Annotated in this window: 17 protein-coding genes and 1 tRNA gene; 11 read left to right on the top strand and 7 right to left on the bottom strand. The window is 58.7% G+C overall.

Annotation, left to right across the window (positions count from 1 at the left end; genetic code table 11):
* Positions 1 to 26: 26 nt before the first annotated feature.
* On the bottom strand, positions 27 to 1,208 hold the full coding sequence (gene cyoA, locus J2T09_RS02890) for a ubiquinol oxidase subunit II (protein ID WP_306830899.1): 1,182 nt from the start codon (positions 1,206 to 1,208) through the stop codon (positions 27 to 29).
* A 329-nt stretch (positions 1,209 to 1,537) separates the two neighbouring features.
* On the opposite strand from cyoA, the gene J2T09_RS02895 reads away from it, so the two are divergent.
* The gene (locus tag J2T09_RS02895; protein WP_306830901.1) at positions 1,538 to 2,881 is read left to right on the top strand and encodes an MFS transporter; all 1,344 of its coding nucleotides are present in this window, start codon (positions 1,538 to 1,540) and stop codon (positions 2,879 to 2,881) included.
* Positions 2,882 to 2,962: 81 nt separating this feature from the next.
* Here the strand turns inward: J2T09_RS02895 and J2T09_RS02900 are convergent, their stop codons facing one another.
* From J2T09_RS02900 to J2T09_RS02925, 6 genes are all read right to left on the bottom strand, one after another.
* Positions 2,963 to 3,085 carry a hypothetical protein gene (locus J2T09_RS02900; RefSeq protein WP_306830902.1) on the bottom strand — a complete coding sequence of 41 codons (123 nt, stop codon included), beginning with the start codon at positions 3,083 to 3,085 and terminating at the stop codon, positions 2,963 to 2,965.
* Positions 3,086 to 3,594: 509 nt separating this feature from the next.
* A complete protein-coding gene (locus tag J2T09_RS02905) occupies positions 3,595 to 3,729 on the bottom strand; it encodes a hypothetical protein (protein WP_306830904.1) in 135 nt (44 codons plus the stop codon).
* Between the two features lie 176 nt (positions 3,730 to 3,905).
* Positions 3,906 to 4,238 (bottom strand): GCG_CRPN prefix-to-repeats domain-containing protein, encoded by a 333-nt coding sequence (locus J2T09_RS02910; protein ID WP_306830905.1) that lies wholly within the window; start codon positions 4,236 to 4,238, stop codon positions 3,906 to 3,908.
* 197 nt (positions 4,239 to 4,435) lie between these two features.
* A tRNA-Pro gene (locus J2T09_RS02915) sits at positions 4,436 to 4,512 on the bottom strand.
* 236 nt (positions 4,513 to 4,748) lie between these two features.
* On the bottom strand, positions 4,749 to 7,028 hold the full coding sequence (locus J2T09_RS02920; protein WP_306830908.1) for a polysaccharide biosynthesis tyrosine autokinase: 2,280 nt from the start codon (positions 7,026 to 7,028) through the stop codon (positions 4,749 to 4,751).
* Positions 7,029 to 7,294: 266 nt separating this feature from the next.
* A complete protein-coding gene (locus J2T09_RS02925; RefSeq protein ID WP_306830910.1) occupies positions 7,295 to 8,599 on the bottom strand; it encodes a UDP-glucose dehydrogenase family protein in 1,305 nt (434 codons plus the stop codon).
* A gap of 689 nt (positions 8,600 to 9,288) precedes the next feature.
* On the opposite strand from J2T09_RS02925, the gene rfbC reads away from it, so the two are divergent.
* The 10 genes from rfbC (at position 9,289) to J2T09_RS02975 (ending at position 20,283) form a co-directional block, all read left to right on the top strand.
* Positions 9,289 to 9,849, top strand: a complete 561-nt coding sequence (rfbC, locus tag J2T09_RS02930; protein ID WP_306830912.1) for a dTDP-4-dehydrorhamnose 3,5-epimerase — start codon at positions 9,289 to 9,291, stop codon at positions 9,847 to 9,849.
* Positions 9,850 to 9,883: 34 nt separating this feature from the next.
* On the top strand, positions 9,884 to 10,939 hold the full coding sequence (rfbB, locus tag J2T09_RS02935; RefSeq protein ID WP_306830914.1) for a dTDP-glucose 4,6-dehydratase: 1,056 nt from the start codon (positions 9,884 to 9,886) through the stop codon (positions 10,937 to 10,939).
* 5 nt (positions 10,940 to 10,944) lie between these two features.
* Complete coding sequence (gene rfbD, locus J2T09_RS02940) at positions 10,945 to 11,820, top strand: dTDP-4-dehydrorhamnose reductase (RefSeq protein WP_306830916.1); 876 nt, start codon at positions 10,945 to 10,947, stop codon at positions 11,818 to 11,820.
* Between the two features lie 75 nt (positions 11,821 to 11,895).
* A complete protein-coding gene (gene rfbA / locus J2T09_RS02945; protein WP_306830918.1) occupies positions 11,896 to 12,780 on the top strand; it encodes a glucose-1-phosphate thymidylyltransferase RfbA in 885 nt (294 codons plus the stop codon).
* Positions 12,781 to 12,864: 84 nt separating this feature from the next.
* On the top strand, positions 12,865 to 14,091 hold the full coding sequence (locus J2T09_RS02950) for a glycosyltransferase (RefSeq protein ID WP_306830920.1): 1,227 nt from the start codon (positions 12,865 to 12,867) through the stop codon (positions 14,089 to 14,091).
* A gap of 80 nt (positions 14,092 to 14,171) precedes the next feature.
* Positions 14,172 to 15,548, top strand: coding sequence for a hypothetical protein (locus tag J2T09_RS02955; protein ID WP_306830922.1), 1,377 nt, complete (start codon positions 14,172 to 14,174; stop codon positions 15,546 to 15,548).
* Positions 15,548 to 16,738 (top strand): glycosyltransferase family 4 protein, encoded by a 1,191-nt coding sequence (locus tag J2T09_RS02960; protein WP_306830925.1) that lies wholly within the window; start codon positions 15,548 to 15,550, stop codon positions 16,736 to 16,738. The genes J2T09_RS02955 and J2T09_RS02960 overlap by 1 nt, the downstream gene beginning before the upstream one ends.
* Positions 16,739 to 16,841: 103 nt before the next feature.
* Positions 16,842 to 17,669: a glycosyltransferase family 2 protein gene (locus J2T09_RS02965; protein ID WP_306830927.1), complete on the top strand. Its 828-nt coding sequence runs from the start codon at positions 16,842 to 16,844 to the stop codon at positions 17,667 to 17,669.
* Positions 17,670 to 17,821: 152 nt separating this feature from the next.
* Positions 17,822 to 18,928: a glycosyltransferase family 4 protein gene (locus J2T09_RS02970; protein ID WP_306830929.1), complete on the top strand. Its 1,107-nt coding sequence runs from the start codon at positions 17,822 to 17,824 to the stop codon at positions 18,926 to 18,928.
* Positions 18,925 to 20,283 (top strand): hypothetical protein, encoded by a 1,359-nt coding sequence (locus tag J2T09_RS02975; protein WP_306830931.1) that lies wholly within the window; start codon positions 18,925 to 18,927, stop codon positions 20,281 to 20,283. The genes J2T09_RS02970 and J2T09_RS02975 overlap by 4 nt, the downstream gene beginning before the upstream one ends.
* Positions 20,284 to 20,292 lie beyond the last annotated feature (9 nt).

Raw genomic sequence — 20,292 nt, forward strand, 5'->3', positions numbered from 1 at the left:
TTCGTTCCAAAATCTTTCTGAATGCGTCAGGGCTGGCTGGAGCCGTTGTTGTTCAACTGTGCGGGAGCCGGATTGCTCTCGCCTGCCTGCGGTTCGGCTGGCGGCTGATGGCTGCCATGATCCGGTGTGGCTGCATTGCCTTCGGTGCCTGCAGCCGGTGCTTCGCTGCGTGCCGGTACACCTGTGGCCGGCACGGTGGCGCCCGGAGCGGTCTGCTGGCCGTGGCCCGCTTCGCCGGCATGACGGTTGTCATACTTCAGCTTCTCGCGGTTCTCGTGGCTTTCGACGCCGGCACCGCCCATCATGTCGATATGCATCATTTCGTTCATGCACATCTTGCCGGGCGTGGCGCACATGTTGAGGACGCGGCTGTAAAGGCCATCCTCGACGGTCGCGTAATAACGCACCGGTTCGCGCTCGGAAGGCTTTTCGAGCTTCAGGTAGGTGTCGCGGTTAAGCGCGGTGCCGGTCTGCTTGACGCGGGCGATCCAGCCGTCGAAACCTTCGTTGGTCACGCCGTGGAACTTGAAACGCATGTGGGAGAAACCTGCGCCCGAGTAGTTGGCCGACAGACCGTCGAACACGCCTTCCTTGTTGATGACGGCGTGCAGCTTCGTTTCCATGCCAGGCATGGCGTAGATCATGCCTGCCAGCGCCGGAACGTAGAAGGAGTTCATGACCGACGAAGCGGTGATCTTGAAGGTGATCGGACGATCGACAGGAGCAGCCATCTCGTTGACGGTGGCAACGCCGTATTCCGGATAGAAGAACAGCCACTTCCAGTCGAGCGCGACGACTTCAACCTCGAGCGGCTTTGCATCTGCCGGGATCGGGCGCTCTGCATCGAGCCGGTCCAGCGGGCGGTATGGATCGAGCTTATGGGTGCTGATCCAGGTGATTGCGCCGAGTACGATGATGATGGCCAGCGGTGCCGACCAGATCACGACTTCGAGGCGTGTCGAATGATGCCAGTTGGGCTCATAGCGCGCCTTGGTGTTCGAATGGCGATAATGCCATGCGAAATACAGGGTCAGGAAAAGTACCGGTACGATGATGAGGAGCATCAACAGCACGGATACGACAATGAGATCCCTCTGCTGCGCCGCAATATCACCCGACGGCGACATGACAACCATATCGCAGCCTGCAAGGGCGAGTGGGACGGCGAGCGCACAGAGGCGAGAAACAAGCTTCAACAACCTAGGCATCTTTCTGTTCGAAATTCGCATTTGTTCATTTTGACTAATGCAGCGTCGCCGTAGCCTCTATGAGGTGTTTCGTCGCATCGCAACAAAAAATGCGCTTCCGCAAGGGAACGAACCGCTCCCACGATCATTGCGTGACCAAGAAACCCCAGACTGCAAGCGTTTTTCAAATAAGGCGGAAATCGGGCAACTCCATGGCAAAAGGCCATTTGAAATTGGTCAAATAATCTAAATCTACCTGACTTTTTAAGAATGTACTTGATTGCCTGCCCCGTTCGCCGCCATCATCACGATGTTGGTACCGGAATTGAAAGCGAAGGAGGACGCAATTCATGCCCGTTGTCGCAATACCCTCGTCCACGTCTGCCGAAAACGATGTCAGGCACATGTATGAGGACAAGCCGGTCTCGCCAGGCAATATTGCCATTGGCGTCGTCATCGGCCGCATGTCCGAATTCTTCGACTTCTTCGTTTACGGCCTCGCTTCCGTTCTGGTGTTTCCGCGTCTGGTGTTCTCTTTCGCACCCGATCCGGTCACCGCAACGCTTTATTCATTCGCCGTCTTTTCGCTGGCATTTCTGGCCCGCCCGGTCGGTTCGGTCGTGTTCATGTGGATCGACCGCGTTTACGGCCGCGGCACCAAGCTGACGATCGCGCTTCTGATCCTTGGCGGATCGACCGCATCGATCGCCTTCCTGCCGGGGTATCAATCCATCGGCATGTGGTCGGTCGCGCTTCTGGCGCTGTTCCGCATGGGCCAGGGCTTTGCGTTGGGAGGCGCATGGGATGGCCTGGCTTCGCTTCTGGCCATGAACGCGCCGAAAAACCGGCGCGGCTGGTATGCAATGATCCCGCAGCTCGGCGCGCCGATCGGCTTTGCCATGGCAAGCATGCTGTTCGGCTATTTCGTCGCCAACCTGTCGTCGGAAGACTTCCTGAGCTGGGGCTGGCGTTTCCCGTTCTTCGTGGCTTTTGCCATCAACGTCGTGGCGCTGTTCGCACGGTTGCGCATCGTCGCCAGCAAGGAGTTCGGTACGCAGCTGGAAAATCACGAGCTTGAAGCCCAACCGATTCTGGAAACCATCAACAAGCATGGCCGCGATATCCTGCTCGGCGCTTTCGTGCCGCTGGCAAGCTTTGCCATGTTCCATCTGGTGACCATTTTCCCGCTCAGCTGGGTGACGCTTTATGGTGGCCAGTCGCCGGCGAGTTTCCTGTTCGTGCAGATCGCCGGCGCAGTCGTCGGCGTGATGACGATCATCCTGTCTGGCATGCTGGCTGATCGTATCGGCCGCCGTGGCCAGTTGATGATCGGCGCCATCATCATCGCCATCTTCAGCTTTACCGCGCCCTTCCTGCTCGATGCCGGTCCGGCCGGTCAGGATGCGTTCATCATCATCGGCTTCGGCATTCTCGGCCTGTCTTTCGGCCAAGCATCCGGTTCGGTGTCGTTCCGCTTCAGCCAGGGATATCGTTACACCGGTGCGGCGTTCACATCCGACCTTGCATGGCTGCTGGGTGCCGGTTTCGCGCCGCTGGTGGCCCTGGGGCTGGCCAGCAATTTCGGCATCATCTTCATCGGTGGTTACCTGATCTCCGGTGCGATCTGTACGCTTCTTGCGCTTGGCGTCAGCCGCGCGCTGGACAACAGTTCGGACAGTGCCGGCACGGTGTGAGTGCAGCCTGATCAAAACGACAACAGCCCCGGCGGGTGACCGCCGGGGCTGTTGTCGTTGAATGGATGAGTTTTTCGCTGATCAGGCTTCGCCCGGCGTGAAGCCGAGAAGATAGATGCCGGCGATCACGATGGCGATGAAGAAGATGGTCAGCACGAACTTGACCATGCCGCGGCGGGCTTCGGGATGATTGTTGTTCTGCATGAAGCTGCTCCTCGCTATTGAACATGCTGGGCCGAAGAAAGGCCTTCGCATGTCAACCCCGACAGGTCCTAGAAGTTCCGCCGTCATCGTCATGTCCGAACATCATGTCGCGTTGTAGGCGATCGATCGCGCGCAGTCATAGCCGTGGCGAATGCCGTGAGCCGAGTTTGTTGCGGATTGGGAAAATCGGCGCCGGCCGGCGCTGTCAAAATGCAGGTCTGCGGTTCGAGAACGGCAGAACACGGTGTATCATCCGTGGTGCGTCAATGGCGGGATTTCATCATCGGCGGGAAACATCATCCCGCCGAATCCGGGTCTATCAACCGGGATACCAGATTGGCATGGCGATCCATGCGACCGTGACGGCCATGCCGATGATCCAACCGCACACTTCAAGGTTAAGCTTGTCGTTCATAGCTGCTCCTTTACGATGCAGGTTATAACGCGCATTCATCCTTAAAGTTTAATCACTTAACGTAACAGTCTGTTACGTTGTCCTGTGGATGGGGTCAGCCGACCGTTAATTCCTTGAAATATCGTCCGATATGAGCCGATGCCTCGATAACATCGGGATAGGCCCATAAAAACAGGCGCCCTGCTGCGACAGCACCGACCAGTATTCCCATGACAATCCAGGGTTTCATAATCGTCCTCCGTCACGTCCGGCAACGAATATTCATATTGTGTGATGCATGATGGATTGCAAAGGGTCTAGTGATCACAATCACAGGAGGAGTGTGCGTTCTGGCGGTCTACGCGGGCTGGTCGCACTTTCTCGCCAACAAAAAAAGGCCCCGCCGTTTCGGGCGGGGCCATGGTCTTACCATTCGCGGTAATCGCGATAATCTCTGTGGCGGCGGTGCTCGCGCCACTCGCGACGATCGCGGCGTTCACGCCATTCACGACGATCTCGCCACTCACGACGGTCACGCCAATGTTCGCGGCGATCCCAGCGGCGCTCGTAGCGCGGAGGCGGCCTGTTGGGGCGGCAGAAGCCGCGCGGCGACAGGTGGAAACCGCGTCCGCAATAATAATCGACATTCTGGACTGCCGAGGTCGATGGGACTGCAGGCTGGCCCATCGGCATCGCATTGGCGCCACTGCCAAACAGGGTTCCGAGAATTATTCCGGCGCTCAAGATCAATCCGCGCATGATCATATCCCTCCTTTTGGGGTGAGGGGATTTGGCGCCCTGGCCGGTGAACCGTGAATGAACGAAAAGTGATGCTTTCGTGACCGGATATTGGCCAATCTGGGATCGGCCTGCGGATAGGAAGCCTGTGCTTTCGAGAGAGATTGCGAGGCTGGTCCAGAAACGAAAAAACCCCGCGTGAGCGGGGTTATTCTGGCTGGTCGGAGTGGCAAGATTCGAACTTGCGACCCCCACGTCCCGAACGTGGTGCGCTACCAGACTGCGCTACACTCCGTGTCCAGCGGGGGTTTCTATAATCGAGCCTCTTGTCTCGCACAAGCGGTAAAGCGAATAATTTTCGTATTTTTTGTGACAGGGTTTCTGTTGTCATCGAGATCGCCCGCAAACCCGGCTTTATGCAGGATTTCGCAACAAGCACAAAGACTTGCTGGAATTGGCATTTGTCATTTCTTTGACGGCCTTCATGCCGTCAGGAGCGATCCGGAAGGCAGGTGGAGCCCGGGGGCGGGCTCACTTCTCGTGATAATAACTGGAAAACTGGCTGTGATAATACTCGTTCGAACCGTGCTGGCCGTAGAGTTTCATCTTTTCCATGTCGACCTTGTTGAGGATGACGCCGACGCATTTGGCGTGCAGTTCGGCATCGGAAAACAGCGTGTTGCGCACCACGGCCGGAGAGGTTTCCCCCCATTTCACCACCATCACGATGGAATCCAGCATCGGGCTGATGGCGCGGGCATCGACAACGGCGCCAAGCGGCGGCAGGTCGACGATGATGTAATCGAAATTGCGGCGCAGCGTGTCCATGACCCGACCCATGACAGGCGATGCCAGCAGATCCGACGAATGCGGCACGCGGCGGCGCACCACAGCGGGCAGGAAGGCGAGGCGGGTCTGCGGGTCGAACATCAATGTCTGGTCGAGTGGCTCGTTATTGGTGAGCGTTTCCAGAATGCCGCGTTCGGCATGCTGGCCAAGCGCCCGCGTGGCGCCGGGATTGCGCAGGTCGGCATCGAGCAGCAGCGTGCGGGCACCCTGCATGGCGAGCAGGCCGGCGAGGTTTGCGGAAACCGTTGTCTTGCCTTCGCCGGGAAGCGCGGAGACGACGCCGATCACCTTGGCGCCTTCGCCGGAAAAAGACAGATCGGCGGCGATCTTTGCGCTGCGCAGCGTCTCGGCAAATTGCGACAAGGGGTGGTCGACGCAATAACGATAGGCATTGTTGAGTGGTCGGATGACGTTGGGGTGTGCCGGTTCGCTGCTGTTGGCCGGTGCGCGCACATCGGTGATGAGCGGGGCAAGGCCGAGATATTCGAGACCCAGCTGGTCGCGCACCTGATCGCCGGTGCGGAAGAAGCGGTCGCGGAATTCACGGAAACCACCGATCGAGGCGCCGACCATCAGGCCGAAAAAGGCAAACAGTACCATCAGCATCGGCTTGTTGGGCTTGCTCGGCTTCAATGGCGGCGTGGCTTGCGTGATCACGCGGGCTTCGGTTACCGGGAAGGACTGCTGTTGCATCGCTTCCTGATACCGCGCGAGAAACGTCTGGTAGAGGTTCTTATAGCTGTCGGCGGAACGTTCGAGTTCGCGCAGCTGTACCTGTGTTTCACCGGCCATGGCCGAGACCGAGGTGAGGCTGGCGACATTCTCTTCCAGCGATTTCTGCTTGGCCCGGGCAACGTCGAGTTCGCTCTGGTAGCTCTCGGCGATGCGGCCGAGTTCATCGAACATCTGCTGTTCGTATTGCTCCATCTCGCCGCGCAGGCGCGCCGCCTGAACGTGGTTTTCACCGAATTTCTGGGAAATCTCGGCCTGTTTGCGCGATGCCGTCAGGTATTTGTCGCGCAGGTTGGCGGAGATCGAGTTGACCAGCGCATCGGTGACGAGAGCGTCGGAACGGCGTTCGTTGACGATGGTCTGGATGCGATTGTATTTCGCCTGGGCGCGGGCGGTATCGGCCTGCGCCACGATCAGCGAACTGTTGAGTTCGGAAAGCTGTTGTTCGTTGACGAGAAGCCCGTCCTTGGCGGCGATCAGACCGTTGTCGCGGCGGAATTTCTGCACCGCCAGATCGGAATCCATCACCTGCTGCTTCAGCTCGGCAAGGCGCTGTTCCAGCCATTCGCTGGCGCGGCGGGTGGATTCGAAACGGGCGTTGAACTTGTCCAGCAGATAGGTGCTGGCATAGGCGTTGGCGATATCGGAGGAGAGTTGCGCTGAAGGTGACGTGTAGCCGAGATTGATGACATAGGACTGGCCGCTGCGGGCCACCGCCATGTTGCTGAGGAGAATGGTGCGGGCGATGGTCTTGTTGTCTTCGGCCACGTCCTCTTCGGAGCGGAACCAGTTCGCGATATTGAGCGGGCCGAGCAGTTTGCCGATCGAAAAGCCGGAGACGCCCATGAAGGCTTCGTTTTGGGTCAGGTTCAGCTTGTCGATGACGGCATCGGCCACGCTGTCGGACTTGATGATTTCCAGCTGGCTGAGAATGGTCGCCTCGTCATCGACCGTCACCCGCGACTGGTTTTCGGTCATGTCGGAGATGACGCCGCTATTGCCGCGATCCATGATCAGGCTGGTATAGGCGGTGAACTGCGGCACGGTGGTCGATAGATAGGCAAAACCGAGCGCCGCGAAAACGACGATCATCGCCGCCATGATCAGCCACTGGCGGCGGATCATCGCCAGGATCGCGTCGAAATCGATCAGAGTAATTTCCGGATCATCCCCTGCCTGGCCGAATGGACCCTGGGCCTGCTGGAAGGAGAGCTGGTCTGGTACCCTCATCAAGTGCTCCTCATGGTCCCCGGAACGCTTTAGGCGCTTTCTCCGCAACACATGCGGATCAGGGATCTGGGTTTCGCGTGGTGCCGTGTTGGCCGGCCACGTCTGTCCGGTCTTCCATAAGAGAGGCAATCATCATGCCATCTCTGACGAAAATAAGGAAATGGCCCCGGCAAGCCTAAAGGAAACATGCCGGAGCCATTTTTCTGCGGTTTTTGCCGTTCTGCCGGGCAGGTTTTGAAGCCTGCCCGACCCGGCTCGGGTTCGGCTCAGTTCAGGCCGATGCCGTGATAGGCAAAACCGTGCTTGGCGACTTCCGCCGGGCGGTAGATGTTGCGCAGGTCGACAAGGACCGGGCTCTTCATCATGCCCTTGGCGCGCGGCAGGTCGAGTGCACGGAACTGGTTCCATTCCGTCACGATGACGATGGCATCGGCATCGGCGATCGCTTCATACGGACCGGCGACATATTCGATGCCTTCGATCAGCTTTTTGGCGTTTTCCATGCCTTCCGGATCGTAGGCGGCAACCGTGGCGCCGCTATCCTGCAGGGTCTGGATGACGGCAATCGCCGGACTATCACGCATGTCGTCGGTGTTCGGCTTGAAGGTGAGGCCGAGCACGGCGATCTTCTTGCCGCGCACGTCGCCTTCCAGCGCCGAGATGACCTTGCGGCCCATGGCGCGCTTGCGGTTGTCGTTGATCGAGATGGTGGTCTCGATCAGGCGCATCGGGCTTTCATGGTCCTGCGCGGTCTTGGCGAGCGCCAGCGTGTCCTTTGGGAAGCACGAACCGCCGTAACCTGGGCCGGCATGCAGGAATTTTGCGCCGATACGGCCATCGAGGCCGATGCCACGCGAAACATCCTGAACATTGGCGCCGACCTTTTCGCACAGGTCGGCGATCTCGTTGATGAAGGTGATCTTCATGGCGAGGAAACCGTTGGCGGCGTATTTGATCAGCTCGGACGTGCGGCGTGCGGTAAACAGCAGCGGTGCCTGGTTTAGATAAAGCGGGCGGTAGACTTCGGTCATCACGCCACGGGCGCGGTCGTCGTCAAGGCCGATGACGATACGGTCGGGACGCTTGAAGTCCTCGATGGCCGCACCCTCGCGCAGGAATTCCGGGTTGGAGACGACGGCGATATCGGCGTTCGGATTGGCTTCCTTGACGATGCGCTCGACCTCGTCACCGGTGCCGACCGGCACGGTGGACTTGGTGACGACGACGGTGAAGCCGGTGCAATGCTCGGCAATTTCCTTCGCGGCGGCATAGACATAGGAGAGGTCTGCGTGACCATCGCCACGACGCGACGGCGTGCCGACGGCGATAAACACCACGTCCGCATCCTTGACGCTGTTCTGCACATCGGTGGAGAAGGTCAGGCGGCCGGACTTCACGTTTTCAGCGACGATCTGGTCGAGACCCGGCTCGTAGATCGGCATGACGCCCTTTTCGAGTGCGTCGATCTTGGACTTGTCCTTGTCGACGCAGATGACATCATGGCCGAAGTCGGCAAAGCAGACGCCGGAGACGAGACCGACATAGCCGGAACCGATCATGGTGATACGCATATTCCCTCGCGTGTTAGGACTAGGTTGATGCTGCAGCGCGGCATTATTGTGTCATATTGTGTTTCAGGACAACGACAAAAAGCCACTTTCTGACAGAGAATTCGATTGTTGGCGCCACCATAGCTGGGGCGTAAGTCCATTCTTTCAATCCGCTCTTCTAAACGAGTTTTCCCGTCAGGCCAAATTAACCCTTGCGGCGTGACTTTTCTGCCGCAAAATGAGCGAGCTGAATGAGGCTCATGTTCGTGCCGCCTTTTATGTCTTTGATACAAAAATGTTTTATTTGCGTCCTATGATCCCGGCCGGGTCACGTGATGAAGCGAAAGGCAATCCGGACCGGTGAACAGAAATTCACCTTTGTTTCCAATTATGGTCGGTTTTTAAATATCTGAGTGACCCTTGCCATCTGCTTTTCGACGCCTAATTCCGGCCGGCGGGGTGGTGAAGAAAGGGTGAAGACCGAAAGTTGACAGGCAGACAGAAAATGTTGCCATGCAGCATGAAAAGTGCAAACCTGCCGTTATGGCAATTGCTGAATGCAACGAATTCAAGCTGCCGGAACGCCCTTGAGCAGAGGGTTTTCGGAAACTGACAATTCTCAAGAGGCAAGCGTTTCTTTATGTCGAATGCCTCTGTCCTGAATGCCTTTTTCTGCCAAAAAGGGACCTCATGAAACTGACGGGTGCGTGATGAAAATCGAACGATTGCCGCTGGCCGGACTGGCCAAGATTATTCCGACAAGACTGGGCGATCACCGCGGGTATTTTGCGGAGGTTTTCAAGGATGGCTGGTTCCGCGAAAATGTCGCGGATGTGGATTTCGTGCAGGAAAACGAGTCCCTGTCGGCGGCTGTCGGCACGGTGCGCGGCCTGCATTTCCAGCTGGAACCGTTCGCGCAGGGCAAGCTTGTGCGGTGTCTCGCGGGCAGGATTTTCGATGTCGCCGTCGATATCCGCGTCGGTTCGCCGACCTATGGGCAATGGTATGGCGCGGAGCTTTCCAAGGAAAACGGCGAGCAGCTTTGGGTGCCGGCCGGTTTTGCCCATGGTTTTGCCACTCTCGAGCCGGACAGTGTCATCTTCTATAAGGTGACGGCGCCCTATAGCGCGGAAAACGATCGCGGCCTTTTGTGGAACGATCCGGAAATCGGCATCGAATGGCCGTTGCCGCTCGACAATGCGATCCTGTCCGACAAGGATACCAAACAGCCGAAACTGGCGGATCTGCCGCCTTCCTTCCAGTATCGATAAACCCCAGTCATTGATGAGACAGGAGACAAAATCCATGCGTATTCTCGTTACCGGCGGAGCAGGTTTCATCGGTTCAGCACTCGTCCGGCATCTGGTCAAAAATGTCGGTGCCGAAGTGCTCAATGTCGACAAGCTGACCTATGCCGGCAATCTGGCATCGCTCAAGGAGATCGAGGGCGCTTCGAACTACCAGTTCCTGCAGGCCGATATCTGCGATCTGCAAAAGATGTCCGAGGCGATGACCTCGTTCAAACCGGACCGGATCATGCATCTGGCGGCGGAAAGCCATGTCGACCGCTCGATCAGCGGCGCTGCCGATTTCGTGCAGACCAATGTCATGGGCACGTTTTCCCTGCTGGAGGCCGCCCGCCATTACTGGAACGACCTGTCGCCGGCCCGTAAGGAGGCTTTCCGCTTCCTGCATGTCTCGACAGACGAGGTTTACGGTTCTCTCGGTGACGAAGGCCTGTTTGAGGAAGTCACGCCTTACGATCCGTCGTCGCCTTACTCCGCTTCGAAAGCCGCGAGTGACCATCTGGCGATCGCCTGGCACCGCACCTACGGCCTGCCGGTCGTGGTGTCGAACTGCTCCAACAATTACGGGCCTTATCATTTCCCGGAAAAGCTGATCCCACTGATCATTCTGAACGCCATGGATGGCAAGCCGCTGCCGGTCTACGGCGAAGGCGTCAACATCCGCGACTGGCTTTATGTCGAGGATCACGCACGCGCGCTCGACCTGATCGCCTCGCGTGGCCGTCTCGGCGAGAAGTATAATGTCGGCGGCCGCAACGAGCGCAAAAATATCGATGTCGTCAAGCGTATCTGCTCTTTGATGGACGAGCTGCGTCCGAAGGCGACGCCGCATGCCGACCTGATCACCTATGTCACCGACCGTCCGGGCCATGATGCGCGTTACGCCATCGATGCCACCAAGCTGGAAACGGAACTGGGCTGGAAGGCTGAGGAGAACTTTGACAGCGGCATCGAGCGCACCGTGCGCTGGTATCTCGACAATGAATGGTGGTGGCAGCCGCTGCGCGAAGGCGTCTATTCCGGCGAGCGTCTCGGCGTTCTGAAGAAGGGTTGACCGCCATGCGGATTGCCGTCACGGGAAAACAGGGGCAGGTGGTGACCGCGCTGATCGAGCGCGGCGCTGAAGCCGGCGTCGAAATCGTCGCCGTCGGCCGGCCTGAGCTGGATCTTGCCGATCCCTCTTCGATCCGTCGTGTTCTTTCCGAACTGAAGCCGGATGCCATCGTCTCGGCCGCCGCCTATACGGCGGTCGACAAGGCGGAAAGCGAACAGGAGCTGGCCTTTGCCGTCAATGCCAAGGGTCCGCAGGCGCTGGCCGAAGTGGCGGATGAGCTGGGCATTCCCGTCGTGCATCTGTCGACCGATTACGTTTTTCCGGGCGATAGCCAGGGCATTTATGTCGAAACCGACGCGACTGGTCCGGTTTCGGTTTACGGCAAGTCGAAACTGGCGGGCGAGGAAGCCATTGCGGCAGCCACACCCAATCATGCCATCCTGCGCACCGCCTGGGTTTATTCACCCTTCGGCGCCAATTTCGTAAAAACGATGTTGCGGCTGGCGGAAACCCGCGATGCCTTGAATGTCGTGGCCGATCAGCACGGCACGCCGACCAGCGCGCTCGATATCGCCGATGCGGTGATCGCCATCGCCAAACGTCTGGCATCCGATGCCGATCCGAAACTGCGTGGCGTTTTCCATCTCACCGGCAGCGGTGAGGCGACATGGGCGGATTTCGCCGATGAAATCTTTGCCGGTCTGAAGGCGAAAAGCGGCAGGCAAATTTCCGTCGGCCGCATCACCACCGATCAGTATCCGACACCGGCCAAGCGGCCGGCCAATTCGCGGTTGTCGAACGACAAGCTGGCAAACACCTACGGCATCGTGCTGCCGGACTGGAAACAGTCCACCAAGGTCGTGCTCGACCGCCTTCTCTAACGATCGGTGCGAACGCGGTTCGCGCCTGACGCATTTGTGCCCGAACCAAGCGGGCCTGACAGTAAGGGAAAACGCATGAAGGGTATCATTCTCGCCGGCGGCTCCGGCACACGCCTTTATCCGATCACCATGGCCGTCTCCAAGCAGCTGATGCCGGTCTATGACAAACCGATGATCTATTACCCGCTGACCACGCTGATGCTGGCCGGGATCAAGGAAATCCTGATCATCACCACGCCGCATGACAACGAGGCGTTCAAGCGTCTTCTGGGCGATGGCAGCCAGTGGGGCATCTCGATCGAATATGCGGTGCAGCCGAGCCCGGATGGTCTGGCGCAGGCCTTCATCATCGGGGCGGATTTTGTCGGCTCCAACCCGTCGGCGCTGATCCTCGGCGACAATATCTATTACGGTCACGGCCTGCCGCAACTGATGCGTCCGAAGGGCGATACGGCAAAAGGTGCGCGCGTGTTCGCCTATCACGTCACCGATCCCGAGCGTTACGGCGTTGTCGAATTCGACGGCAACATGAAGGCGCTGTCGATCGAGGAAAAGCCGGAAATCCCCAAGAGCAACTGGGCGGTCACCGGTCTTTATTTCTACGACGAACAGGTCATCGACATCGCCGCCAACCTGAAGCCTTCGCCACGCGGCGAGCTCGAGATCACCGATGTCAACCGCATCTATCTCGAGCGTGGCCAGCTTTCGGTGGAACTGATGGGCCGTGGTTATGCCTGGCTCGATACCGGCACGCCGGACAGCCTGCTCGATGCCGCCGATTTTGTCGGCACGCTGGAAAAACGTCAGGGCTTCAAGATCGCCTGCCCGGAAGAAGTCGCTTACCGCATGGGCCATATCGATGAAGCACAGCTCGAAAAGCTGGCCGTCAAGCTCGGCAAGAGCGCCTATGGCCAGTACCTGATGAAGCTTGCCAAGACCAAATACGACCTGGGTTTCTGAGACCCGAAACGTCGAGAATAACGCCCTTTGGGAGGAGGGCGACACGACCGGCACAAAGCAATCCGGCAACAATTTGAGGTGTGAATGCGTATTCTGGTGATCTCGGCGATGTTCCCGCCCAACATTCTCGGCGGCGCGGAAATTTCGGCGTTCAACCTCACGACCTGGCTGCAGAAACAGGGCCACGAGATCGGCGTGCTGACGGCTGCCAAATCACCGGAGGAGGTGAAATACGGCGAGATGGTCGACGGCATGAAGATCTGGGCGCTCTACATGCCGAGGCCTTACCCGATCTTCAAGCAGGGCCGTGGCGTCTCGAAATTCAAGAAGCCGCTTTGGCATCTGCAGGACCATCTCGATCCGCGCAATCCCAAAATGGTTGCCAAGGTTCTGGACGAGTTCAAGCCGGATTTCTGCAACGTGCATTACATCACCGGCATCGGCCATAACGTGCTGCCGGAACTGGGCAAGCGCGATATCCCGGTCATGTATGTGATGCCCGACATGGCGCTCTCCTGCGTCAAGCTGACGATGTTCGTGGACGGCAAGACCTGCGAAACGCAATGCGGGCCGTGCAAGATGTCGGCCGGTTACAAGCGTCGCGGCATCCGCGCCATGCGCCGCATCGGCTTCTGTTCCCCCTCAAGGGCGAACCTGGAGCGTAATGCGATGTTTCAACCGCTGGCCGATTACCCGATGGCGCATATCCTGAACGCCAACAAATATCCGCCGCCGACGGCCGCGCGTGAACCGAGCGATATCGTGCGTTTCGTGTATGCCGGTCGTCTGGAATCCGCCAAGGGTGTCGATGTCCTGCTGGAAGCGGCGGAAGAACTTGCGGACAAATGGCCGTTCACCTTCAAGGTGGTCGGCTCCGGTCAGGATGCCGACGCGCTAAAGGCCCGGTTCGGCCATCACAAATGGCTCGAATTCACCGGCCATGTGCCGTTGCAGACGGCGATCGACAATATCGGTGCCAGCGACGTGCTCTGCATCCCATCGATCTGGATGGAAAACTCGCCGGGTGTCGTCATTCAGGCGCTGGGCATGAGCGTGCCGGTGATCGGCAGCCGCGTCGGCGGCATTCCGGAACTGGTGCAGCATGACGAGAACGGCATTCTGGTGCCGCCGGGCGATAAAAACGCCTGGCGTGATGCGCTGGAAGAGGTGCTGGCCGACCGGCAAAAGCTGGAGAGATACAAGGCGAATGCCGCATCCAAGGCCGGTGAGTTCGATCAGGACTATCTCGGCGGGCGTTATCTCGAGTTCATCGACCAGATCAAAAATTTCGACGGGCGGGTGGCCGTTTGAGGCCAATCCCAAGATTCCATGCGTCGCATGCGGTTTCGGAAAAACAGCCGGGTGACATGCGCAAAGGCAGGAAAAACGACATGAAGACGATTGGACAGACGGCTTTTCGCACCGCGTTTTTCAGCGCCTGCTTTGGTGTGTTCGCGTCGTCGGCTCTGGCCCAGTCGGTGACGTTCGAAAAGCCGGCGGAGAAGGGCTTTGTCGCCCCGATCATCGGCGCCAACACGCATTTCGGCACGGTCCGCATTCTTGGTTACAAGGATGCCCACAAGGTGCGCGATCAGCTCAATCAGATCGGCGCGACCTCCTATCGCGATTACATGCCGTGGCAGTCGTTTAATTTCCCGCCCTCCGGCCCGGTTCTGGCCAAGTCCGGTCGGTTGATGAACTTTCTGCCGCAGGCCGGCATCACGCCGATGATCAATCTCGGCCTTGCCAATTCCGGCGTCAAAGGCGGCGTGCCGCCGATCAGCGATTCAGCGCTCGAGGTCTTCGAGGACTATGTCGGCAAGGCCGTGGAGCTGACCGAAAAATACGATCCGATCTACGAGATCTGGAACGAATGGAACATGTATATCGGCACCGGCAAGCCGCAGCCGCGCATCATGGGAGAGGGGCCGGTCGATGATCCGCGTTCGGCCAGCCATTATGTGCGCGTTGCCAAGGTGGCCGTGAACAAAATCCGGCAGGTGAACCCGAAAGCCAGGATCGTTGTCGGCGCCGTTGGCGACGATGAGGATTGGGGTTGGGCCAAGGCGATCGTGCGTGATGGCGTGATGGAAGGCGCCGATGGCCTCTCCGTGCATCTCTACAATCAGTGCTCCGCCAATCCGCATGACCGCACGGCGGAAGAGATGATCGAGCGGGTCGAGAAACTGCAGGCGGATTTGAAACAGGTGCGCGATGGCACCGAGACGCCGCTTTATATCACCGAGTTCGGCTGGCCGACCTCGAAGGGCAATTGCGGCATGCCGCTTGATATATCGGCCTATAATTTTGCCCAGTTCATCCTGCATTCTGCGAGCATCCCTTACATCAAGGGTGTGTGGATGCACGAATTGAAGAACATTTCACCGGACCCGGTGGATCGTGAAAGCAATTACGGCCTCTTTTCCTATGAGGACGAGCCCAAGCCCGCTGCCTGCTTCATGGGGGCCGCTGCCGAACTGGTGAAGTCGGCCGACAGCGTCGAAATCCGCGAACCGAGACCGGATGTGTTTGTCGCACGGCTTGGCACCGGCGAAGGCCAGAAAATCGTCATGTGGACGAAAGGCGACTGGGTGAAGGCGGGTTACTCGTCTTCGACGCAGCCGGTGAAGGCTGAGGCCATGTGCGAGGCTCAAGGTCTCGCCAAGGCAGAGCCCGGCCGCATCGGCCCGGCGCCTGTCGTTCTCGATTTTTCCACGCAGGATCCGGTCACAATCAAGGTGGGCGAGCTGAGCGAGGTGCAGAAATAATGTCGATTCTTTCCTTCGTTCGATCGCTGTTTTCGGCAGCCGGTGCGGCCAAGACCACATCCGGCGGGCGCAGCCGTATCTGGGTGATCGGCCCGATGCCGCAGCCGCTCAATGGCCAGACGAATTACAATCGCCACATCGTCGCCGAGTTCGAAAAACATGCGCCGGTGACCGTGCTGCCGACTGGCGGCTCGGGTGCGGAAAAGATCGCGGCTGCCTTCGTGCTGCCGTTAATCGTGCTGTTTTCCATCCCGCGCACCGACCATGTCTATACCTCGCCGCCCGGCCAGAACGGTCTGTGGCTGTTCATGGGGTGCCTGGCGGCTTTGCGTCTCAAGCGGCTGGATCATTTTATCCACCACCATTCATTCCGGCCGATCAATCTTGGGCCCACCCGTTCCGCGCGTGCGCTGGTGGCCGTCAGCGGTCCTTATCAGCGTCACGTCTTTCTGTCGGAAAAGATGCGGGATCGTTATGCCGATCTTTATTTTTCCCCGGAACTGAAGGCGCGCAGCTTTGTGCTGCCGAATGCCTATCTGTTTTTCGAGGAAAAGCCGGCAGGTGCGGTGCGCTCAGGCCCGATTACCATGGGGCACCTGAGCGTTCTCACCCGCGAAAAGGGCGTGGATTACCTGATCGCGCTGGCCGAGCGCATCTTTGCCAAACGCGACGACTTTCGTTTCGTGCTGGCAGGTCCGGTGCGCGATGAAAGCCTCAGGGAAGAAATCCTGGCCTTCTGCCAAAAATATCCCGACCGTGCCGAATATCTCGGTCCCGTTTATGACGATGCCAAGGATGCATTCTACCAGCGGCTCGACATGTTCGCGCTGCCGTCGCGGCTGATCGACGAGGCTGATCCACTGGTCATTCTGGAAGCCTATGGTTACGGCTGCGATATCCTCGCTTCCTCGACCGGCTGCATCCCCGAGCGTCTGCGCACGAGCGACCGCCTCATGTCCTTCGATCTCGACCGGGATACGGCACTGCTCGACAGCGCCATCACCGATCTCGCCGCCAACCGACAGGCGATTGCGGAGGCCGGACGCGCGCATATCGCGGCCATGCATCGCCGTTCCGTGGCGCAGGCCAACATCTTCTTCGGCGCGCTGGATATCGATACGCCCGCCGATGCCGACGCGGCCTTCACCACCTCAACCGGCTTTCTGCCGGGCGCAGCGGGGAAGGCATGATCATGAATTTACAACAAAAAAATCTTCGCCGAATGCTTCAGCTGCCAACCCTGCAAACGTTGCGGCAGCGCACTTCATCCCATCACGAACACATGGGTCACAGATGACAAACAAATCGCCTCTCAACGTCATTGTCGTCAACTTCCGCACTGCCGGTCTTACCATCCGCTGCGTGGAATCGATGATCGCGCAAGCCGTCGCCAAGCCGGAGGAGATCATCGTCGTTGACAATCTTTCCGGCGATGACAGCGTGCCCGTGCTGCGCGCCAAGCTGCCGATCGGGGTCAGGCTGATCGCCTCCGACCGCAATGCCGGTTTCGGCGCGGGCATCAACGAAGGTTACAAACACACCAATGCGGATTATCTGCTGGTGCTGAACCCGGATACCTATTTCGAGTTCGACAGCGTTGCGCGGGTGATGGATCTGATGAACCGTGATCCGAGCGTCGGTCTCGTGGGTCTCGATCTCGTCAATCCGGATCGCAGCCGCCAGTATTCGGCGCGGCGCTTTTATTCGATCCTCGATATCGGCGCGCGCCGCGTCAACATGCTGGGAAAGATGTTTGCCGGCCGGATCGATCGCCATCTCATGCGCGAAGCCTGGCGTGACGGAAAACCCTTCGAGGCCGAATGGGTGATGGGCACCGGTTTCGTCATCCGCAGCGACCTTTACGCGCAGTTGAACGGCATGGACGAGGCCTATTTCCTTTATATGGAAGACGTCGATCTCTGCGCCCGTGTGTGGCGCGCCGGCAAGAAGGTGATCTGCTATCCGGGTGCGCAGCTGGTGCATGATCACCAGCGGTCCAGTGCTGCCAGCCCCTTCAGTTTTGCCGGTCGTGCTCACCTGAGAAGCCTTGTCATGTTCGGCCGGCGGTTCTCGCTGCCTCTTATCCGCTCGCCCGGCCTTAAAAAGATCATGCGATCGTAAGACACCTATCAACCTTGGGGGGATTTCGTTTGTCGGAACACGTCAACGCAGCCAACAGCGTCGCGATGCACCGACAAACGCGACCAATCAGGCGATCGGCACTGGTCACACATGCCGTGGAACCCGTTCGTTTTGTTTGGCGCAACTAGACCATGAAGATACTTCACGTCTGCGAAAGCATTATCGGTGGTACCGGCTCCTATCTGGCCGAACTGATCCCGCATCAGGTCGCAGCCTATGGGCGCGAGAACGTGCAGCTTCTGGTGCCCGAGACCCATTTCGATTTCATCGATCCGGCCATCCGCGAAAGCGGCGCGCAGATCGTCACCTTCAAGCGTCCGACTCGTCTGTTCGGCTCCTTCCTGCTGGTGCAGCGTTATCTGCAGGCGGTGAGCACATTCGAACCCGATGTGGTGCATGCGCATTCTTCCGTCGCCGGCATTATCGTTCGCGTGCTTGGCCTGCGCCGGAACTACCGCATCGTCTTTTGCCCGCATGGCTGGTCGGTGGATATGCAGGGCGCACGGTATGTGCGCGGCATCGCCGAGATGATGGAACGCAAGCTCGGCAATGCCGCCGACAGCATCATCGTCATCTCCAAACACGAATACCGGCGGGCCATGGAGCTTGGCCTTTCACCGGACAAGGTGACGCTGGTGGAAAGCGGCATAGACCGCAATGTGCCGCCGGTGCCGGCAGCCGAGTGGAAGGATGATCGCATCCGCCTTCTTTATGCCGGACGGTTCGATTACCAGAAGGGCGTGGATATTCTGCTGAAAGCCGTCGAGGGACTGGGCGATCACTTGAGCGTTCGTTTGGTCGGCGGGTTTGCCGTCAGCGAGGAAAACATGCCGGAAACGCTGCCCGCCCATATCGCCCAGCTCGGCTGGATGGATCGCGACGGCGTTTATGCGCAGATGAAGGCCTGCGACGTGCTGGTCGTGCCATCGCGCTGGGAAGGTTTTGGGCTGGTGGCGATCGAGGCGATGCGCATGCAGAAGCCGGTCGTGGCCGCCGCCGTCGGCGGGCTGGTCGAAATTCTCGGCAACGGCAAATACGGTATGCTGGTGCCATCCGAAGATCCCGATGCGCTGCGCGATTGCCTTGCCGGCCTGACGCGCGAAACGCTTGAGGAATTTGGCGAGATCGGGCGCAAGCGGTTCCTCGCATGTTACACATCAGACCGGATGGTCAGGCAGATCGACGACGTCTATGTCTCGATCCTCCCCAGCCGGCTTCCGGAGCCACAGCCCGTATGACGACAAGACGGTATCAAAGCGATACGCCCAGGATCGACTGGGATGAGGTGATCTACAATTTCCTGCTGATCACCTTCATCCTCTTCGCCATCCGCGACGGCCTGACCGGTAGTATTCGTTATCTGTTCCAGCTTCTGCACGTTTCCTTCCTGTGGTTCGTGCCGGACCTGATGTCGTTCGTGGCCATGGGCCTGTTTTTCTACCAGCAGTTCTTCGTCAAGAAGAACGCGATCGGGATGTATCTCTGCTACATCTTCATCCTGTCGACGATCACCAGCATCTTCTTCATGAACAATTCGGCGTTTTCGCTGTTTTCGTCGATCAAGATGTTCATTCCGATGTTCGTCGGTTTCTGCTTCTACCAACGCTCGGTCACGGAAAGGCAATGGGTGCGGGTGGTGCTGATCGTCATCTGCGGCGCCTCCGTCCTCGGTCTTCTCGCCAATCCCTATGTCGAATATCCCTGGGTCGGCCAGACGATCAGCAGCTTTGGCATGGAGCGCGAGGCGACCAAACTGTGGTGGCAGGAGGGCGGCATTCGTTACGGCGGGCTTGCCGGCGACAGCACCATGGCCGCCTATATGGTCATCTTCATCTTCATCCTGCTGTCACCGCATTACAGCTTTCTGACCAATGTCATCTGCCTGCCGATCATTCTCTGGGCGATCCAGGTTTCGACCAGCAAGACGGCGCTTGGTGTCTATTTCCTTTATGTCGGCATCTATTTCACCGTCTATTTCCTGCGCGACCGGGCGCTGAACATCGCCTTCCTGCGGCTTGTCGCCAAATGGTCCTTCGTGTGCCTGCTGGTGCCGCCATTGCTGATGCTGATGTTTTATGGCGCCGATCTCGGCAAGGTGTCATCGACGCTGTTCAGCCTGCAGGACCGTATCGACAACACATGGCCCGGCCCCTTCCGCACGGTTGCGGAAATCTTCCCGGCCGGCGTGGTGTTCGGCTGCGGGCTCGGCTGTTTCAGTTATCCGATGGATTACACGGCGCTTGCCGACTACAACCTGCCGCTCGACAATTTCTACATGTCGACGCTGATCATGATGGGCATGCCCTTCATCCTGTTCATCGCCATGCAGTTCCTGATGGTGCGGCATGCGCGTGATCCGGTGAAACTGTCGCTGATGACGATGTTCAACTTCTACAGCATCACCATCCAGTGTTACGGTCCGTCCTATGCGACGCTGATGTTCGGTTACATCTTCTCCGAAATGTTCGGTTATCACGTGAGAAACAAGTCGCGTGTGCCGAAGCAGCCGAAGCTGAAACCGATGGGGCAGGGCGGCGCGGAACCGGGACTGGCGAGTGGTCAGGCAGATATGGTGCCGCGGCCTCAGGGGTAGGGCGCTTTC

This window comes from Neorhizobium huautlense (assembly GCF_030811685.1).
Classification (GTDB): Bacteria; Pseudomonadota; Alphaproteobacteria; order Rhizobiales; family Rhizobiaceae; genus Neorhizobium; species Neorhizobium huautlense_A.

What these genes read in the sequence shown, in the direction of transcription:
- cyoA (WP_306830899.1), bottom strand. Translation starts at nt 1,208, where the DNA reads ATGCCTAGGTTGTTGAAGCTTGTTTCTCGCCTCTGTGCGCTCGCCGTC.
- J2T09_RS02895 (WP_306830901.1), top strand. Translation starts at nt 1,538, where the DNA reads ATGCCCGTTGTCGCAATACCCTCGTCCACGTCTGCCGAAAACGATGTC.
- J2T09_RS02900 (WP_306830902.1), bottom strand. Translation starts at nt 3,085, where the DNA reads ATGCAGAACAACAATCATCCCGAAGCCCGCCGCGGCATGGTCAAGTTC.
- J2T09_RS02905 (WP_306830904.1), bottom strand. Translation starts at nt 3,729, where the DNA reads ATGAAACCCTGGATTGTCATGGGAATACTGGTCGGTGCTGTCGCAGCA.
- J2T09_RS02910 (WP_306830905.1), bottom strand. Translation starts at nt 4,238, where the DNA reads ATGCGCGGATTGATCTTGAGCGCCGGAATAATTCTCGGAACCCTGTTT.
- J2T09_RS02920 (WP_306830908.1), bottom strand. Translation starts at nt 7,028, where the DNA reads ATGAGGGTACCAGACCAGCTCTCCTTCCAGCAGGCCCAGGGTCCATTC.
- J2T09_RS02925 (WP_306830910.1), bottom strand. Translation starts at nt 8,599, where the DNA reads ATGCGTATCACCATGATCGGTTCCGGCTATGTCGGTCTCGTCTCCGGC.
- rfbC (WP_306830912.1), top strand. Translation starts at nt 9,289, where the DNA reads ATGAAAATCGAACGATTGCCGCTGGCCGGACTGGCCAAGATTATTCCG.
- rfbB (WP_306830914.1), top strand. Translation starts at nt 9,884, where the DNA reads ATGCGTATTCTCGTTACCGGCGGAGCAGGTTTCATCGGTTCAGCACTC.
- rfbD (WP_306830916.1), top strand. Translation starts at nt 10,945, where the DNA reads ATGCGGATTGCCGTCACGGGAAAACAGGGGCAGGTGGTGACCGCGCTG.
- rfbA (WP_306830918.1), top strand. Translation starts at nt 11,896, where the DNA reads ATGAAGGGTATCATTCTCGCCGGCGGCTCCGGCACACGCCTTTATCCG.
- J2T09_RS02950 (WP_306830920.1), top strand. Translation starts at nt 12,865, where the DNA reads ATGCGTATTCTGGTGATCTCGGCGATGTTCCCGCCCAACATTCTCGGC.
- J2T09_RS02955 (WP_306830922.1), top strand. Translation starts at nt 14,172, where the DNA reads ATGAAGACGATTGGACAGACGGCTTTTCGCACCGCGTTTTTCAGCGCC.
- J2T09_RS02960 (WP_306830925.1), top strand. Translation starts at nt 15,548, where the DNA reads ATGTCGATTCTTTCCTTCGTTCGATCGCTGTTTTCGGCAGCCGGTGCG.
- J2T09_RS02965 (WP_306830927.1), top strand. Translation starts at nt 16,842, where the DNA reads ATGACAAACAAATCGCCTCTCAACGTCATTGTCGTCAACTTCCGCACT.
- J2T09_RS02970 (WP_306830929.1), top strand. Translation starts at nt 17,822, where the DNA reads ATGAAGATACTTCACGTCTGCGAAAGCATTATCGGTGGTACCGGCTCC.
- J2T09_RS02975 (WP_306830931.1), top strand. Translation starts at nt 18,925, where the DNA reads ATGACGACAAGACGGTATCAAAGCGATACGCCCAGGATCGACTGGGAT.